Raw genomic sequence first — 18,970 nt, 5'->3', positions numbered from 1 at the left:
GTATTGAAATTCTTCAGCTCAAAATTAATTCTTAAAATTATAAGTAATAGTTCCTACTTGTTTTTCAGCAGCTGAATCACTTGCTGACCATTTTGTTTTTCGAGCAAAGTTTTTAGCTAATGCAATTAAGCAAGCATCTCCCGTTGTACCTCTACCATTTGATACTCCAATTGTATTTCCAGCTTTATCAACGGTAACCTCAATTACTACTTTTCCGAAAGAATTACATTCGTTACCAACTGCGGGTTGACTAATATTTCTTCTTCCTGCTAAACTATAATTGGCACCACCTGAGCCACCACTTCCATTTCCGCCACCAGACCCTGAGCCATTTCCTGCTCCGTTGCCCGTACCGTTTCCAGAACCATTTCCGCCACCTGTTCCACCTCCAGATCCGCCACCGCCATAATACCCGTTTGAATTGGCATTTCCGTTAGCTGAACCTTGATTTCCGTTTGTAGTACTATTTCCATCACCACCTTTGTTTTTACCTTTAATCATATTGCTCAAAGCACTATTAGGTTTTTTTACAGGCGTTTTTGGAGTTTCTACTGGTTTTGTTTCGGTTGGCTTTTTATCCTTAGGTTTGATTTTAGATTTTGGTGGAGTAGGTACATCGGCTCCAGCATTATCTTGTGTTATGATTTCATCAGTTGTTGCCTCTTCAGGTTCTGATGCTACATCTTTCATATTCACTTCTAAAGTTTCATTTAAATAATCATCACCTTTTCCAAAATCGGTATCGCCATAATTTAACGTAACGCCACCGCCACCGCCACCTTGTGCGATTAACATTTCGGTTTTTCCAAAAGGAGGCCAAAATCGTACAAATAATAATAAAAGTACGATGCAGACTACTGAATGTGTAGTAATTACAATGGATTTATTTGAATCAGAAAGTGTAGATTTCTTTAGAAAATGAATTAACAACCAAACTGAACCAATTAATAAAACCAGTAAAAGCAAGGTAAAATAGCCGTGCTCGTAAAGTGTTTTAAATAAATTTATAATTGATCTCATTTTTGGTTTTTTGTAATAACGATTAAAAGTAATAAAAATTGTTGAAACAAAAAAAAACTAGGTTCAAAATAGTTTAAACCTAGTTTTTAATAGTTAAGGTATTTTTAATTTTATACTAATTGTTTTAAAGCAATTTCATAAGCTCTAGCGCTAATATTTGTTTTGCTAGAATTTACATCAAATGTTTTTTGAATAGCTTTCCCAATAATTTCAGAAGCATCATTAAAAATAGCTTCATCTGTCATTTGTACTTTTTTCTCCATAAAATAAGCAAAAACTCTTGCCATTCCACAATTTGAAATAAAATCTGGAATTAAACTTACTTTATTGTCCGTTTCTTCCATAATTGGTCCGTAGAAAATTGCTGCGTCAGCGAAAGGAACGTTAGCACCACACGAAATCACTTCTAAACCATTTGTAATCATATTTTCTACATTGTCTTTAGAAACAATTCTTGAAGCGGCACACGGAGCAAAAATTTGTGCACCAATTTTCCAAATTTTATCATTAATTTCAGTAAAAGGAATCATTTGGTCAGAAACCAATTTGTTACCATCTTTATTTCTGAATAATTCTGTTATTTCTTCAAATGTAAATCCGTTTTCGTTTAGCACACCGCCATCTCTGTCAATAATTCCAACTACTTTCGCACCCATTTTAGCTAAATAAAAAGCGGCAGCAGAACCTACATTTCCAAAACCTTGTACAATGGCTTTTTTGCCAACAACGTTTCCTCCATAAATTCCGTAAAAATGCTTTACAGCTTCTGCTACTCCGTAACCTGTAATCATATCGGCTACAGTATATTTTTTAGATAAATCTGGAGTAAATTCGCCATTTTCAATTACTTTGATAACACCTTGGCGTAATTGTCCGATTCTATTGATTTTATCTGCTTCACTTGGTTTGAAATGTCCGTTGAAAACACCTTCTTGCGGATGCCATACACCACATTCTTCTGTCATTGGAATTACTTCGTGAATTTCATCTACATTTAAATCGCCACCTGTTCCGTAATAATTTTTTAATAAAGGAGAAACCGCTTTGTACCAACGTTCTAAAACGCCTTTTTTACGAGGATCTGCTGGATCGAAATTAATTCCAGATTTCGCTCCACCAATTGCAGGACCAGAAACTGAAAATTTTACTTCCATCGTTTTAGCTAACGAAAGTACTTCGTTTTGATCTAATCCTTTTCTCATACGCGTTCCACCACCTGCGGCACCACCACGTAATGAATTTATTACAGTCCAACCTTCTGCTTCCGTTTCAGGGTCTTTCCAGTTAAATACTATTTCAGGTTCTTTGTTTTCGAATTTATGTAGTAAATCTTTCATGTTTTGATTTTAGGGTTTTATTTATTTTGCAAATATAATTGTAAAAAATGATTACGGAAAATTATTAGTTAAAATACTTCTCCTGAGCTATGATTTTGTTTAGCGCCTGTTACACTTGATAAAACATTAATTTCATTTCGTAGTTTTAGCACGCCAAGTAATGCAAAAATTAAAGCTTCTTTATATTGTATGGTTTTTTCATCAGGAATTATGATTTCAGTTTTTGGCAAGTGATTTTTAATTCTGTCGATTAGAAAATCGTTATAAACTCCTCCGCCAGAAATTAATAGTTTTCCAGTTTTTGTCTGTAATATCTTACCAATTTGAAAGGCAATATGTTCAGTAAATGTTCGCATTTTGTCTTTAGTTGAAATGGGATAATTTTCTAAAATAGGTAAAATAATTTCTTGTACAAATTCAAAACCTAATGATTTCGGATATGGTTTTTGATAAAATTCTAATGTATTCAATTCATCAAATAATTCTAAACTTATATTTCCAGATTCCGAAATTTTACCTTTATCGTCATATTCTAATCCGAACGTATTCGCATAGAAATTTAAAACGGTATTTACAGGCGAAATGTCAAAAGCAATTCGCTCTTTATTTTCTTCAAAAGAAATATTTGAAAAGCCACCTAAATTTAAACAATAATCGAATTCAGAAAATAAAATTTTATCGCCAATTGGTACTAAAGGAGCGCCTTGTCCACCAAAAAGCACATCTTGGACTCTAAAATCACAAACCACTTTTTGATTTGTAATTTTTGCGATTTCTGGTAAGTTACCAATTTGAAGCGTGAAGCCATTTTGTGGTTGATGTAAAATAGTATGTCCATGTGAACAAACCGCATCAAGATTTGAAATGTTGTTTTTGACTATGAATTCAGAAATAATATTTCCTAATAAATTTGTGTATTCAATATTTAACTCTGAAAGCTCACTGCTACTATAATGAATTCCATTTTTTAGTTTTGATATCATTTCATTTGAATACGAAATGGTATCACATTCAAATATTTTATAGGACCATTTTCCATCATTTATTTCAAAATTAATATGTGCCAAATCCACTCCATCTAATGAAGTGCCTGACATTACGCCGATAACGTTATAGTTGTGCTTAAACATGGGTTAAAAATACAATTTCTTATTGAAAATTTCATATTATTTACCTACATTTGATGCAAATTTTTATGAAATATTCAATTAACCTATAGTAAAATAATGGATTTTAAATTAAACGAAGAGCAATTAATGATTCAACAAGCTGCGAAAGATTTTGCTGTTACAGAATTGTTACCTGGTGTTATTGAAAGAGATGAACATTCTAAATTTCCGACTGAGCAAGTTAAAAAAATGGCGGAACTTGGTTTTATGGGAATGATGGTAGATCCTAAATATGGTGGCGCTGGATTAGATAGTGTTTCTTATGTGTTAGCCATGGAAGAAATTGCTAAAATTGATGCCTCTGCAGCTGTTATTATGTCTGTAAACAACTCATTAGTTTGTGCGGGTTTAGAAAAATATGGTTCGGAAGAACAAAAAATTAAATATTTAACACCTTTAGCTAAAGGCGATGTAATTGGTGCTTTTTGTTTGTCTGAGCCGGAAGCAGGTTCAGATGCGACTTCGCAAAAAACGACTGCAATTGATATGGGTGATCATTATTTATTAAATGGTACCAAAAATTGGATTACAAACGGAGGAACGGCTTCTATTTATTTAGTTATTGCTCAAACAGACATTTCAAAAGGACATAAAGGAATTAATGTTTTAATTGTAGAAAAAGGAATGCCTGGTTTTGAAGTTGGACCGAAAGAAAAGAAAATGGGTATTCGTGGTTCGGATACGCATACATTGTTATTTAATGATGTAAAAGTTCCAAAAGAAAACAGAATTGGTGAAGACGGATTTGGTTTTGCCTTTGCCATGTCAACTTTAAATGGTGGAAGAATCGGAATAGCGTCTCAAGCTTTAGGTATCGCTCAAGGAGCTTATGAATTAGCATTGAAATATTCTCAAGAGCGAGTGGCATTTAAAAAACCTATTTTTCAACATCAAGCCATCGCTTTCAAATTAGCCGATATGCATGTGAAAATTACATGTGCTCGATTGTTAATTCATAAAGCAGCAGCTGAAAAAGATTTAGGTGAAGATATTGCGCATTCAGGTGCCATGGCTAAATTATATGCTTCAGAAATTGCTTTAGAAGTGGCTAATGAAGCGGTTCAAATTCATGGTGGTAATGGTTATGTTAGTGAGTACCATGTAGAACGAATGATGCGTGATTCTAAAATCACACAAATTTATGAAGGTACTTCAGAGATTCAAAGAATTGTAATTTCAAGAGGTTTGGTATCGTAATATTCAAATATGATTATAATAAAAAAGGCAGCCAGTTGGTTGCCTTTTTTATTATAATATTTCTAAAGTTCTTTCTAAACTCATGCCTCGTGAACCTTTTATAAGTAGAAAACTGTTTTCTACTTTTTGATTTGTAAATGCTGATTGAAAAGATTCAAAAGTTTCATAAAAATTCATTTTTGTGTTTGAGTTTTTATGAGCAAAAAAATCTTTTCCAATAAAATAAAAATTACTATCTGTTTGATTTATACAAAAGTCAATTAGTTTTTTGTGTTCTTCGGAACTTTCTGTACCTAACTCAAACATATCTCCCAAAATAGCGATTTTATTTTTCTCTTCTAGTTGAAAAAAATTGGTTAACGCTGCAGCCATACTACTCGGATTGGCATTGTATGCATCCAATATAATTTTATTTGAGTTTTTTTCTAATAGCTGAGAACGATTATTATTTGGAATGTAGTTTTCTATACCAAATTTTATTTTTTCATTTGAAACGCCAAAATGTTTACCAATAGTTATGGCTGCATTAATGTTGTTCGAATTATATAAACCTATTAAATGCGATTGAATAATAGTGTTATCAAACTCAATTTTTACCATTGGATTGGTTTCTATTTTAGAAATCGAAACGAAATTTTCTGGAGTATTTAAACCAAAAGTAATGTTGGTTATATTTTTGGTTTTATCATTTTGAATGACATCATCAGTATTTACAAATGCTGTTTTTTGGTTCGCAAAAAGAAATTCGTACAATTCGCTCTTACCTTTAATAACGCCTTCAGTTCCTCCGAATCCTTCTAAATGGGCTTTTCCGAAATTGGTAATATAACCAAAATCTGGTTCGCAAATACCGCAAAGCATTTCAATTTCTTTTTGATGATTCGCACCCATTTCTACAATGCCTATTTCTGTGCTTTTATCAAAAGAAAGCAGGGTTAATGGAACGCCAATGTGATTGTTTAAATTTCCAACGGTTGCTTTGGTGTTGTATTTTTGAGAAAGTACAGCGTGAATCAGTTCTTTGGTAGTTGTTTTTCCATTACTTCCGGTTAATCCAATTATGGTAATGTTAAGTTGATTCCTATGGTAATTGGCTAATTGTTGTAACGTAAATAATGCATTTTCTACTAAAATAAATCGTTCGTCAATTTTATATTCTGCTTCATCAATTATTGCAAACTTGGCACCGTTTTCTAATGCACTTAAAGCAAATTTATTTCCGTTAAAATTATCGCCTTTAAGGGCTACAAACATATTGTTTGCTTTGATTTTTCTATTATCAGTTGCAATACCCGTTGATTGCAAAAAGTAGTTGTAAATTGCTGCTATTTCCATACTGCTAAAATAAAAAAAAGCCCTTTAAAAATAAAGGGCTTTTGAATATTATTTAAGAAATATTATTTCTTAACGTTACCTCTTGGTGTTTTCTTGTTGTTTTTAGGACCTACTTTAGACATTGCACATCTAAATCCAATATAGTCTGTTGCCATATCTTGTGGGAAATATCTTCTTGAAGCTGGATCTAACCAATAAGCTCTATCTCTCCATGAACCTCCTTTGTAAACTCTTACGTTGTCGTCTACTAATGTTGTTCTGTTGTCAGATTTATCATATTGTTTTACCTGATTTCCTGCACTATCTGCTGAAATTTTATGTAATGGAGATTTGTACATTCTTTGGTTTGGATCTTCTTTTTTAGATGCTTCTTCGTCATTTGCACCAAAATCAAAATATCTTGTTGATTGTTTGTCTCCATCTCTATAATTTCTGTTATCAGAAGTAGAGAAGTTTTGTCTTAAATATGTTTCGTTTTCATCAACTGGTACTTGAGCAATAGATCCAGGAAAATTTCTAGCAATTACTTTACCAGTACTTAATGTGTCATACTTAATGTTTTCACTAGTAACCATTTCTACTGTTCCATCATCACCAATTTTATTTTTAGTGTAAACGTTACCTCTAAAGTAGTTAAAGTCATTTGCTTCATCATCAACAATTGGTCTGTAAACGTCTTGTACCCATTCTGCTACATTTCCTGCCATATCATATAAACCAAAATCATTTGGAGGATAAGCTTTAACAAAGTTTGTAATATCAGCACCATCATCAGACCATCCAGCAATTCCACCGTAATCACCTTTACCTTGTTTAAAGTTAGCCAATTGATCACCTCTTAATTGTCTTTTACCAGAACGTGTGTATTGACCTTTCCAAGGGTATTTCTTTTGACCTTTGTATATGTTATATTCTCTGTTACCTACTAAAGCTAATGCAGCATATTCCCATTCTGCTTCGGTTGGAAGTCTATATTCTGGCAATATAATACCTGAACTTCTTTGTGCATATACGTTTTTGGCTTCAGTTGCTGTTGCAGCTCCTTTTTTACTAGGACCTTTTTGTCCCATTGGTTTTTTCAAAACAATCTCTTCTTTACCACCAAATGTTTTTGAAGGTGAATTGATGTATGATTCAGTATCAAAGTTAGCATCTGCTGTTACTTCCGCACTAATTTTGTTTCCTTTTTTAAGGTAACCTTCTTTTTCAAGAATATTTTCGTTTACACGATTGGTTCTCCATTCACAAAATTCAGTTGCTTGAATCCAATTTACTCCAACTACTGGATAGTTTGCATAAGCAGGATGTCTTAAATAGTTGTTTGTCATCGTTTCGTTATATCCTAAACGATTTCTCCAAACTAATGTATCTGGAACAACCCCAGTATAAATGTGTTTGTAATTATCTTGTGTTGGAGGATATACTGATTTTACCCAATATAAGTATTCTGCATACATTAAATTAGTAACTTCAGTTTCATCCATGTAAAAAGATTGAACGTGTTGCTTAGTTGGGCTATTGTTCCAATCGTGCATTACGTCATCTTCTACTTTTCCCATAGTGAATGTTCCTCCTTCAATTGAGGTCATTCCAGGAGGTGTTTCTTGTTTTTTATATTTGGTATTGTATTGGAAACCACCTTTTTTATCGTTGATTTGCCATCCAGTTGCGCTAGAACCACCTTTAGTGCTTCCGCTCTTACTACAGCTGGTAAAACCCATTGCTACAGTCAACGCTAGTAACAATTTTAAAGTCATAATTTTAGTAACTTTCATACTTTTGTAGGTAATAATTTAAGTGCCGCAAGATACTAATAAACCATTAATATGCAACAAAAAAATAAAAAAAATTAAACAATAATTTTACTTGATATATATGGAAACGAAAAATCTTGTTAAATATTGTATAATGTTATCTAAAAATTCATTATTTGCAATATTTTAGTTTATTTTGCGTTATTATGGGAATGAAAAAGAAATATTTACTTTTATTATTGGTTTCGTTTTTGAGTTTTGCTCAAAACACAAAAAACTTTTCATTGATATGGAATAATAATGCTACTTTTATAATAGGAGCATCAAAGTACAATATACCTCAATTTCAATCGGATAATTTTGAGTTTCACGAAGCAAAAAAAACAATTACCTATGTAAATAGTTTCAAATTGCCTGGTGTGGTTTCTGAAGGTACTGCTTTTATAAATAATATTATTTATGAAACAATTGATGTGACTGTTTTAGGTGATTTGAATACTTTAAATGTATCATCAAAGATTGATTTCCAATCTCATTCATCTTATGCGAGAGATGTGGCTATGCTTTCTTTTAGTTTTAATCCTATCGTAAAAGAAAATTCAGTTTATAAAAGAGTAAAATCCTTCACCTTAAATTATTCGATTTCTACATTTGGTAAATCCTTACAAAACGTAAATGCTATACAAAATTCTGTTTTAGCTAATGGTACATGGCATAGGTTTTATGTAGAAAAATCAGGAGTTTATCAAGTAAGCAAAAGTTTTCTTCAAAGCATTGGGGTAAATGTAGCAGTTGATCCAAGAAATATTAAAATTTACGGCAATGGAGGCAGAATGTTGCCATTACTAAATAGTATTCCGTATCCCATAGATTTAGAAGAAAATGCCATTCAATTTATAGGTGAAGAAGACGGTGTTTTTAATGAAAACGACTATATTTTGTTTTATGCAGAAGGTGTCGATACATGGAACGAAGAAAGTTTAACGCATGTAAATCAATTTGCAGACAGATCCTATTATTATGTTACTACAACGGGTGCATCTGGAAAAAGAATTCAACCTTATATTGAGCCAGTTGGTTCGGCAAACTTATTTCTTTCAAATTATGATGGGTATCAATTTCACGAAGTAGATTTATTTAATGCAGGAAAAATAGGTAGGAGATGGTTTGGTGAAAAATTTGATTTAGATGATAATCAGACGTTTCCATTTGTATTACCAAATTACATATCGGGTTCACCCGTAAATTTATCTGCGAATTTTGCAGCTGTTTCATTTGTTTCCACTTCATTTAAAGTAAAAGCAAATGCTGTTGATATTGGGACGGTTCCAATAAATGCTGCTACAGGTTCTACTTTAGGTTTTGAAAATATTCTAAATACCAGCTTTGTTCCTACTTCAAACTCGGTAACTATCGATTTATCATACATTAATAATGGTGTGCCTTCTTCAAAAGGATATTTAGATTACATCATTTTAAAATATAATGCCGAGTTAAAAGGTTTTGGCAAACAATTTTTATTTACTAATAATTTAGTAAAAACAAATATCGGTATAGGACAATTTTCTATTTCAAATGCTTCAAATATTAAATATGTATGGGATGTAACAGATATATATAATGTAAAAAAATTAGATAATACGCAAAATAGTATTTCTTTTAAATTGGCTTTAGGTCAAGATAAAAAGTTTGTTGCAGTTGATGTCGCCGATTTTTACATTCCTTTAAAAGAGTCCAATACCAATGTGTCTAATCAAAATTTAAAAGGGACTATTTTCAAAAATAACCAAGGTGTTTTTCAAGATATTGATTACTTAATTGTAACTCCGTCTAATTTAGTAGCACAAGCTGAAACTTTGGCTAATTTCCATAGAAATAATTCAAATATGAATGTTAAAGTAGTCTCGCTACCTTTAATATACACCGAATTTGGAGGCGGAAAACAAGATGTAGCTGCTATAAGAAACTTTGTAAAATACGTATATGATAATGCTTCAAATTCAGCTAATAAAGTAAAATATTTAAATTTATTTGGTGATGCATCTTACGATTTTAAGGAAAGAATTCGAAACAATACGAATGTAGTGCCTATTTTCCATGGCTTCGAAGTGGCTCAATCTTTAAATCCGAATAACAGTACTAATTTCTCTTTGTTTTCATCTTTCATGTCTGATGATTTCTTTACACTAATGGATGACAATGAAGGAAATATGCAATCTTCTGCAGATTTAATGGATTTAGCTGTAGGCAGAATGCTAGTTTCTTCAAACACACAAGCTTCAGAAATGGTAAATAAAGTACTTGAATATCATGATGAAAAGTCATACAAAAGATGGCGAAATAACCTAGTGTATTATGCTGATGACCCCGATCCTTTTTTATCGGGAGATTATTTGTTGCAAAAAGATTTAAACGAATTAGCTGACGAAGTTTCAGTTGCAAACCCTTTTTTTAATGCTAACAAAATTTTCACAGATGCTTATGTGCAAGAGGTAAGCGCTGGTGGTCCTAGATATCCACAAGCAAAAAAAGCATTTTTAGACGCTATCGAATTAGGTGCGTTAGTCTTAAATTATTACGGACATGGAAACGAAGAAAGTTTTGCTGTAGAACGGATTTTTGAAAAATCAGACGCACAAGCATTAGGAAACAGATACAAATATCCATTATTTATTACTATTACTTGTGAATTCACTAGGTTTGATGATCCAAACCGCCCAACTGGTGGAGAATATATGTATTGGAATAAAGCAGGAGGTGCCATTGCATTATTAGCTACAACCAGACAAATTAGTCAATCTTTAGGAATTCAGTTAAATGAAGAAATTTATAATAATTTGTTCACCATGGAAAATAATTCATATATTTCTATTGCCGAGTCACTTCGTCGTGCTAAAATTAATATTGGTGGTTCAAATAAAAGAGTTGTTTTTTATATTGGCGATCCCGCTTTAAAATTGGCAATTCCAAGACCAAAAGTAGTTTTAACCAAAGTAAATGGCGAAAACATCAATACAACATCACTTTCTTTACAAGCTTTGTCATTAGCTACACTATCAGGGGAAGTTTTGGACGAGAATAATACTTTAATTTCAAATTATAATGGAGATTTAGCCGTCCAAGTTTATGATAAAAATTTAAACAGATTAACATTAGACAATGACAATGCGTCTTTACCACCATATAATCAACCTAAACTAAATTTTGTGAGTTTAGGAGAAGTTATTTACAGAGGTAACGCTTCAGTAGTAAATGGAAAGTTTGAATTTAGTTTTATTGTACCACAAGATATTCAAATTCCCTTAGGAAATGGTAGAGTGAGTTTTTACGCAAAAAGTAATTCGCCAGCTTTACAAAATCAAACAGGTTATAACACGCAAATTAAAGTTGGTGGGGTAAACACGTCAGCTCCTTCTGATACCACGCCACCAAAGTTAAAATTGTACATGAACGATACGAATTTTGTGAGTGGTGGAATTACAAATGAATCTCCAATTTTCTTGGCTTTTCTTGAAGATGAAAACGGAATAAACACAGCAAGCGGAATTGGGCATGATATTGTGGCTATTTTAGATAATGATGAAAACAATCCGTTTAATTTAAATGATTATTATGAAACAGAAACGGATAACTATAAAAAAGGAAAAGTTACTTATCCGTTCAGAGATTTAGCTCCCGGTTTACATACGATTTTATTTAAAGCTTGGGATGTATATAATAATTTAATTACCGCTGAAATTCAGTTTGTGGTTATTGGCGATGGTGATTTAGAATTACAACATGTTTTAAATTATCCAAATCCGTTTGTAAATTATACCGAATTTTGGTTTAGTCACAATCGACCATTTGAACCATTAGATGTACAAGTTCAGATTTTAACCATAACGGGAAAATTAGTAAAAACAATTAATCAAACTATTGTTAATGAAGGATTTACTTCAAGAGATGTTAAATGGGATGGTAAAGATGATTTTGGTGATAAAATAGGGAAAGGCGTTTATGTTTATAAATTAACAGTAAAATCAACAATAACGGGCAAAAAAACAGAAAAAATAGAAAAACTTGTAATCCTATAAAAAAAATGTATATTTGTCAATTCACTATAAAAACAAGCATATTGAAATAAAATTACATCTGAAATAAATATATAAATTGTAACCAAATCAAACAGATGAAAAATCTAATTAAACTTTTAACAATTTTAGTAGTTGCCCAGTATGCTCATGCGCAAGATAGAGTAATTACTACAGGAGTACCTTTTTTACTAATTGCCGCTGATGCCCGTTCTGCAGGTATGGCCGATATGGGTGTAGCAACTTCTGCCGATGCGTATTCGCAACAATTTAACCCTTCAAAATATGCGTTTTCAAAGCAAAAGCAAGGATTTTCAATGAGTTATACGCCTTATTTAACCAGTATAGCAAATGATATTTCTTTGGGACAACTAACTTATTTTAATAGGTTTAATGACCGTATGGCTTTTTCAGGAAGTTTACGTTATTTTGGTTTTGGAGATATTGAACTAAGAGAAACGGGTGACCCAAATGAAGTACCAGTAATTACAAGTCCAAATGAATTCGCAATTGATGGTTCGTATTCATTGAAACTTAGTCCAGAATTTGCAATGGGAGTTTCTGGGCGTTATATACGTTCTAATTTAAAAATTGCAAATGCAACAACTGATGTCAGACCAGCAACAACATTTGCGGTAGATGTATCAGGTATTTATCAGTCGGAAGAAGAAGTATATGATAATTTTAACGGAAAATGGAGAGCTGGTTTTAACTTTCAAAATTTAGGCCCAAAGTTATCCTATGATAATGATTTGTTAAATGAAAACTTTATTCCAGCGAACATGCGATTGGGAGGAAGTTTTGATTTTATTTTAGATGATTATAATAAAGTAAGCTTAATTGGAGAAACTACAAAATTATTAGTACCGACACCTCAAACTGTTACCGATTTAAATAATGATGGTGTGGTTGATGCTACTGATAAATCAATAAACAACCAAAATTATAGAAATATAAGCTGGACAAGCGGAATTTTTCAATCTTTCGGAGATGCGCCAGATGGTTTTTCGGAAGAATTAAAAGAATTTACTTGGGCATTAGGAGCAGAGTACTGGTATCAAGATTCGTTTGCTTTAAGAACAGGTTATTTTAATGAAAGTGTTGAAAAAGGAGCAAGAAAATACCTAACATTAGGAGCAGGGTTTAAGTATAATATTGTGAAAATAGATGTTTCATATTTGTTCTCAGCATCAAAAGTTAGAAACCCACTTGAGAATACTTTACGATTTTCTTTATCATTTAATTTTGGAGACGAATACGATGATAACTAATACAAAATAAAACTAATTTAAATCCAAATTCAATATTTTTTGAATTTGGTTTTTTTTTCCATAATAAGTAAAAAAACACACACTTATGAAAGAAATACGAATAGAAACTAAAGTATCTGTTTTTGAGTCATTTGATGAATTATCAGATTCGGAAAAAGATTACATGAATAAAGCCATTGAAATTAGAAAAAAAGCGTACGCGCCCTATTCTAAATTTTTAGTTGGTGCCGCAATTGTTTTAGATAATGGTGTGGTATTACAAGGCTCAAATCAAGAAAACGCTGCCTATCCATCTGGTTTGTGTGCAGAACGCGTCGTTATTTTTTATGCTGGCGCAAATTATCCAGACAATAAAATTGTAAAAATGTTTATTTCGGCAGCACCATCAGACCGTGAGGCTACTAGTCCAATTCCTCCTTGTGGCTCGTGTCGTCAATCCATTTCTGAATATGAAGTGAAACAAGATTTGCCTATCGAAATTTATTATATGGGTTCAACTGGACCTATACATAAATCTGATTCTTTGAAAAATTTATTGCCTTTTATGTTTGATAAAGCGAATCTATAACGATTTCGTTAGTAAAAAATAAAATAAATCGATTATTTTCTTAATTTAAACAGTAATAAATTTTTAGAATAAAATACGTTGTAGTATTTTTGTGGTTCGTAAAAAAATAAATAGTTACATATATGAAACCAATTACAAAAGAAGTATATCTAAAATGGTATGAAGACATGCAGTTTTGGAGAAAGTTTGAAGACAAATTAGCAGCCTTATATATACAACAAAAAGTAAGAGGATTTCTTCATTTATATAACGGACAAGAAGCCGTTTTAGCAGGTGCATTACACGCTATGGAATTAGGCGGAAAAGATAAAATGATTACCGCTTATAGAAATCACGTACAGCCAATTGGTATGGGTGTAGATCCAAGAGCTGTAATGGCAGAATTATTAGGAAAAGTTACCGGAACTTCAAAAGGTATGGGTGGTTCTATGCATATTTTTTCTAAAGAACATGGTTTTTATGGTGGTCATGGAATTGTTGGTGCTCAAATTCCTGTTGGTGCAGGTATGGCTTTCGCCGATAAATATTTCGAAACGGGTGGGGTTACATTGACTTATTTTGGAGATGGAGCAGCACGTCAAGGATCATTACACGAAGCATTTAATATGGCAATGACTTGGAAATTACCAGTAGTATTTATTTGTGAAAACAATGGATACGCAATGGGTACTTCAGTAGAAAGAACAGCCAATCATACGGATATTTGGAAATTAGGTTTAGGATATGAAATGCCTTGTGGACCTGTAGATGCAATGAATCCTGTAAAAGTTGCAGAAGCTATGCATGAAGCTATGGAACGTGCCAGAAGAGGAGAAGGACCAACTTTCTTAGAAATGAAAACATACAGATATAGAGGACATTCTATGTCTGACGCACAACATTACAGAACCAAAGAGGAAGTGGAAGAATACAGAAAAATTGATCCAATTACTCAGGTTTTAGATATAATTAAAGAGAAAAAGTATGCTACTGAAGCAGAAATTGAAGCAATAGACCAAAGAGTAAATGATTTAGTAGCAGAATGTGAAAAATTCGCTGAAGAATCTCCTTTCCCAGAAGCACAGCAATTATATGATGTGGTTTACGAACAAGAAAATTATCCATTTATTCCTCACAGACTATAAATTATGGCAACAGTAATTACAATGCCCCGTTTAAGTGATACCATGACTGAAGGTGTGGTAGCCGCTTGGTTGAAAAAAGTGGGTGACACAATAAAAACAGGTGAAATTTTAGCCGAAATTGAGACAGATAAAGCCACAATGGAATTTGAATCATTTTATGATGGTGTTTTATTACATATAGGTATTCAACAAGGAGAATCTGCTCCGGTTGATTCATTATTAGCAATTGTTGGAAAACAAGGTGAAGATATTTCTGCGTTATTAACTGGAAATACTACCGCTTCTGCTGCCGAAGAAGTTAAAACAGAAACTAAAACAGCTTCAACGCCATCTGAAATTCCAGCTGGTGTAAAAGTAGTAACGATGCCTCGTTTGTCTGATACTATGACTACAGGAACAGTTGCCACTTGGTTGAAAAAAGTAGGTGATACCGTTAAAGAAGGTGATATTTTAGCTGAAATCGAAACGGATAAAGCTACAATGGAATTTGAATCGTTTAATTCTGGTACCTTATTATATATAGGTGTAGAAGAAGGCGGGACGGCTCCAGTAGATACAATTTTAGCAATCTTAGGACCAGCAGGAACAGATGTTTCAGGAATAGCCGCTAGCTTTACAGTTCGTGGAACAGTTGAAACTCCAAAGGTTGAAGATGTTAAACAAGATACTAACCCAACACCCAACACCCAACACCCAACAACCAATACAAATGACAGAATTTTCGCATCGCCTTTAGCTAAAAAAATCGCTTCAGACAAAGGTGTGAATTTATCTCAAGTTAAAGGAACAGGTGAAAACGGAAGAATTACAAAATCAGATGTAGAAAACTTTACTCCATCTGCTGTTAGTACTCCGGTTCAAGCTGTTACAGATGCTACTAATGCAGTTTCGACTGTGAAACCTTTCGTTCCAGCAGGAGAAATGTTTCAAGAAGAAATTAAAAACTCGCAAATGCGTAAAACTATAGCAAGACGTTTATCAGAATCTAAATTTACAGCACCACATTATTATTTAACAATTGAGTTAGATATGGATAATGCGATTGCTTCAAGAAATACAATTAATAGCTTGCCAGAAACTAAAGTATCATTTAATGATATGGTTATAAAGGCATCTGCTATGGCATTGAAAAAACATCCACAAGTAAATTCTCAATGGAGAGAAGACGCAATGGTTATTAATTATCACGTAAATATTGGTGTAGCTGTTGCTGTTGAAGATGGTTTAATGGTTCCGGTATTGAAATTTACAGATCAAATGAGTTTAACTCAAATTGGTGTAAGTGTAAAAGATTTAGCTGGAAAAGCAAAATCAAAGAAAATTCAACCAGCTGAAATGGATGGAAGTACCTTTACCATTTCTAACTTAGGAATGTTTGGAATTCAATCGTTTACTTCAATTATTAATCAACCCAACTCAGCTATTTTATCCGTTGGAGCCATTGTTGAAAAACCAGTGGTTAAAAAAGGTCAAATTGTAGTGGGTAATACCATGACAGTAACTTTAGCTTGCGACCACAGAACGGTTGATGGAGCTACTGGAGCACAATTTTTACAAACGTTTAAAGCGTTTATGGAAAATCCAGTTACGATGTTAGCATAAAAAAAATATTTTTACAATAATGAAATCCTGAAAAATTATTTTTCAGGATTTTTTTTTATATTTACATAAAACAAATACTATTTTGAAAAATATAATAATTACAGGAACTTCTCGTGGAATTGGCTATGAAATGGCTTTACAGTTTGCTAATGCAGGTCATCAAGTTTTAGCTATTTCTCGTAAAACACCTCAAGTATTAATTGAGCACGAAAATATTTCGTGTTTATCAATTGATATTTCAGATGAAAATCAGTTACAACAAGTACAAAATTTTGTTTTGAAAACTTGGAAAAAAGTGGATGTGTTAATTCATAATGCAGGAAGTTTACTTCATAAAAATTTTACAGAAATTTCTTCACAAGAATTTCAAAATATATACAAAGTAAATGTTTTCGCTGTTGCGGAATTAAATAAAATTTGTATTCCATTTATGGAAAAAGGAAGCCACGTGGTAACTATAAGTTCAATGGGTGGCATACAAGGAAGCATCAAATTCGCTGGACTTTCTGCTTACAGCTCAAGCAAAGGGGCGGTAATTACATTATCAGAATTATTAGCGGAGGAATATAAAGAAAACGGAATTGCATTTAATGTTTTAGCCTTAGGTGCTGTCAATACAGAAATGTTACAAGAAGCTTTTCCAGGATATGAAGCACCGCTTTCTGCCAAAGAAATGGCGGATTATATATTTAATTTTTCCCTAACTGGAAATAAATATTATAATGGGAAAGTGTTGCAGGTGAGTGCTTCAACACCTTAAAAGTAGTAACTTGATTTCAAATTAAACTATACACCTATGACTAAATTAAACGCCATTCAATTATTTGAAGATAAAAAAGTAAGAACCGTTTGGGATTCTGAACAAGAAAAATGGTTTATTTCTATTATTGATGTAATAGAAGTTTTAACCGAAAGTGAGCGTCCAAGAAAATATTGGAGCGACTTAAAAAAGAAATTAGAAAATGAAGGAAGTCAGTTGTCCGATAATATCGGACAACTGAAAATGCAATCATCAGACGGTAAATTTTATAAAACAGATGTTGCAGATACAGAACAACTTTTTAGAATAATTCAATCTGTTCCATCTCCAAAAGCAGAACCATTCAAACTGTGGTTAGCACAAATCGCAGCAGAAAGATTAGATGAAATGCAAGATCCAGAACTTTCAATTGATAGGGCTTTGGAGCAATATTTGCAATTGGGATATTCTGAGAATTGGATAAATCAACGCTTAAAAAGTATTGAAATTCGAAAAGAATTAACAGATGAATGGAAAAATAGAGGGGTAAAAGAAGGACAACAATATGCGATTTTAACAGATATTATTTCTAAAGCATGGTCAGATAAAACAACAAAAGAATATAAAATATTAAAAGGTCTAAAGAAAGAAAATCTTAGAGACAACATGACAAATACGGAGTTAATTTTAAACATGTTAGCAGAAGCTTCAGTAAAAGATATTTCACAGTCTGTAAATCCTGAAACTTTTGAAGAAAACAAAATCGTAGCTGCTCAAGGTGGAAATGTAGCAAATGTAGCAAGGAAAGAATTAGAAGCAAAAACAGGAAAAAAAGTAATTACGGCTACTAATGCAAAAGTACTTTTAAATAGTAAAAATAACGATACCAATTAAATGTCTAACGTTTTACAAAAATATTTACCAGAACACGCCGTAGCACCCGTTTTCGAATTGATTAAGCAAAATCACGTGCATTTAAAAATAGTAAATGAACGAAATACGCGTCACGGTGATTATCGTAGACATCCAGACGGTTTTCATCAAATCACGGTCAATGCCAATTTAAATAAATACCGATTTTTAATGACGTTGATTCATGAAATTGCGCATTTGGTTGCCTTTGAAAAATATGGTAGAAACATTTTACCTCATGGAACGGAATGGAAAATTACGTTTCAGCATTTAATGATTCCGTTTATTCGTCCAGAAATATTTCCTCATCAAATATTGCCTTTAATGGCAAGACATTTCAGAAATCCCAAAGCAAGTTCAGATACGGATGCCACTTTGTCTTTGGCGTTAAAACAATTTGACGAAAGAAATACAGAGCACAGTTATATGTTTGAAATTCCTTTTGGTAGTACCTTTCGTATTAAAAATGGAAAAGTTTTTAAAAAAATTGCTTTACGTGTAAAACGATACGAATGTATAGAAATAAGCTCAGGAAGATTATTCTTATTTCAACCTAATGCAGAAGTTGAAGTCATTTCAAATTAATTATACTATTAAATTTAAAAAAAAAGCTTCAGAAATTTCTGAAGCTTTTTTGTATATATATAAAAGGTTACTCTTTTTTTGTAGTCGTTGTTTTAGGAGTAGTTTCTTTTGTTGTTGTCTTTTTTGCTGGAGCTTTTTTAACAGGAGCTTTCTTTGGAGCTGCTTTTTTTGTTGTTTTCTCTGTTGTTTTTTCAACTTTATCTTTCGCTGCTACTTTTTTTGCAGGTGCTTTTTTAACGGCAGCTTTTTTAACAGGAACTTTTTTAACTATTGGCTTTTCTTCA

General features: G+C 32.4%; 15 protein-coding genes. 9 read left to right on the top strand and 6 right to left on the bottom strand.

Annotation, left to right across the window (positions count from 1 at the left end):
- Nucleotides 1–24: 24 nt before the first annotated feature.
- The 3 genes from ABWO04_RS03390 to ABWO04_RS03380 all read right to left on the bottom strand — a co-directional run bounded on the left by ABWO04_RS03390 (nucleotide 25) and on the right by ABWO04_RS03380 (nucleotide 3,487).
- Nucleotides 25–1,020, bottom strand: coding sequence for an energy transducer TonB (locus ABWO04_RS03390; protein WP_353077314.1), 996 nt, complete (start codon nucleotides 1,018–1,020; stop codon nucleotides 25–27).
- A 110-nt stretch (nucleotides 1,021–1,130) separates the two neighbouring features.
- Nucleotides 1,131–2,357 carry a Glu/Leu/Phe/Val dehydrogenase dimerization domain-containing protein gene (locus ABWO04_RS03385; RefSeq protein ID WP_353077312.1) on the bottom strand — a complete coding sequence of 409 codons (1,227 nt, stop codon included), beginning with the start codon at nucleotides 2,355–2,357 and terminating at the stop codon, nucleotides 1,131–1,133.
- A 68-nt stretch (nucleotides 2,358–2,425) separates the two neighbouring features.
- On the bottom strand, nucleotides 2,426–3,487 hold the full coding sequence (locus ABWO04_RS03380; protein WP_353077311.1) for an anhydro-N-acetylmuramic acid kinase: 1,062 nt from the start codon (nucleotides 3,485–3,487) through the stop codon (nucleotides 2,426–2,428).
- A gap of 96 nt (nucleotides 3,488–3,583) precedes the next feature.
- Here ABWO04_RS03380 and ABWO04_RS03375 point away from each other — a divergent pair, with 96 nt between their 5' ends.
- Nucleotides 3,584–4,723 carry an acyl-CoA dehydrogenase gene (locus ABWO04_RS03375; protein ID WP_353077309.1) on the top strand — a complete coding sequence of 380 codons (1,140 nt, stop codon included), beginning with the start codon at nucleotides 3,584–3,586 and terminating at the stop codon, nucleotides 4,721–4,723.
- A gap of 51 nt (nucleotides 4,724–4,774) precedes the next feature.
- On the opposite strand, the gene ABWO04_RS03370 is transcribed toward ABWO04_RS03375, so the two are convergent.
- Nucleotides 4,775–6,058: a UDP-N-acetylmuramoyl-tripeptide--D-alanyl-D-alanine ligase gene (locus ABWO04_RS03370; RefSeq protein ID WP_353077307.1), complete on the bottom strand. Its 1,284-nt coding sequence runs from the start codon at nucleotides 6,056–6,058 to the stop codon at nucleotides 4,775–4,777.
- A gap of 62 nt (nucleotides 6,059–6,120) precedes the next feature.
- Entirely contained in the window at nucleotides 6,121–7,833 is a 1,713-nt protein-coding gene (gldJ, locus tag ABWO04_RS03365) for a gliding motility lipoprotein GldJ (RefSeq protein WP_353077305.1), read from the bottom strand.
- 155 nt (nucleotides 7,834–7,988) lie between these two features.
- Here gldJ and porU point away from each other — a divergent pair, with 155 nt between their 5' ends.
- From porU to ABWO04_RS03325, 8 genes are all read left to right on the top strand, one after another.
- Nucleotides 7,989–11,888: a type IX secretion system sortase PorU gene (porU, locus tag ABWO04_RS03360; protein ID WP_353077303.1), complete on the top strand. Its 3,900-nt coding sequence runs from the start codon at nucleotides 7,989–7,991 to the stop codon at nucleotides 11,886–11,888.
- 95 nt (nucleotides 11,889–11,983) lie between these two features.
- Nucleotides 11,984–13,156, top strand: coding sequence for a type IX secretion system outer membrane channel protein PorV (gene porV / locus ABWO04_RS03355; protein WP_353077301.1), 1,173 nt, complete (start codon nucleotides 11,984–11,986; stop codon nucleotides 13,154–13,156).
- Between the two features lie 85 nt (nucleotides 13,157–13,241).
- Entirely contained in the window at nucleotides 13,242–13,724 is a 483-nt protein-coding gene (locus ABWO04_RS03350) for a cytidine deaminase (RefSeq protein ID WP_353077299.1), read from the top strand.
- 122 nt (nucleotides 13,725–13,846) lie between these two features.
- Nucleotides 13,847–14,848, top strand: a complete 1,002-nt coding sequence (gene pdhA, locus ABWO04_RS03345; protein WP_353077297.1) for a pyruvate dehydrogenase (acetyl-transferring) E1 component subunit alpha — start codon at nucleotides 13,847–13,849, stop codon at nucleotides 14,846–14,848.
- Nucleotides 14,849–14,851: 3 nt separating this feature from the next.
- Complete coding sequence (locus tag ABWO04_RS03340; RefSeq protein WP_353077295.1) at nucleotides 14,852–16,450, top strand: dihydrolipoyl dehydrogenase family protein; 1,599 nt, start codon at nucleotides 14,852–14,854, stop codon at nucleotides 16,448–16,450.
- 82 nt (nucleotides 16,451–16,532) lie between these two features.
- Complete coding sequence (locus tag ABWO04_RS03335) at nucleotides 16,533–17,210, top strand: SDR family NAD(P)-dependent oxidoreductase (RefSeq protein ID WP_353077293.1); 678 nt, start codon at nucleotides 16,533–16,535, stop codon at nucleotides 17,208–17,210.
- Nucleotides 17,211–17,246: 36 nt separating this feature from the next.
- Nucleotides 17,247–18,083: a BRO-N domain-containing protein gene (locus ABWO04_RS03330; protein WP_353077292.1), complete on the top strand. Its 837-nt coding sequence runs from the start codon at nucleotides 17,247–17,249 to the stop codon at nucleotides 18,081–18,083.
- Nucleotides 18,084–18,686, top strand: coding sequence for a SprT-like domain-containing protein (locus tag ABWO04_RS03325; RefSeq protein ID WP_353077291.1), 603 nt, complete (start codon nucleotides 18,084–18,086; stop codon nucleotides 18,684–18,686).
- A gap of 67 nt (nucleotides 18,687–18,753) precedes the next feature.
- Here the strand turns inward: ABWO04_RS03325 and ABWO04_RS03320 are convergent.
- On the bottom strand, nucleotides 18,754–18,970 hold a 217-nt coding region (locus tag ABWO04_RS03320; protein ID WP_353077289.1), incomplete at its 5' end, for a hypothetical protein.

It is taken from the genome of Flavobacterium sp., from assembly GCF_040382755.1.
Taxonomy (GTDB): domain Bacteria; phylum Bacteroidota; class Bacteroidia; order Flavobacteriales; family Flavobacteriaceae; genus Flavobacterium.
Note: the sequence above shows the minus strand (reverse complement) of the source record. Positions and strands in the feature narration are given on the sequence as shown.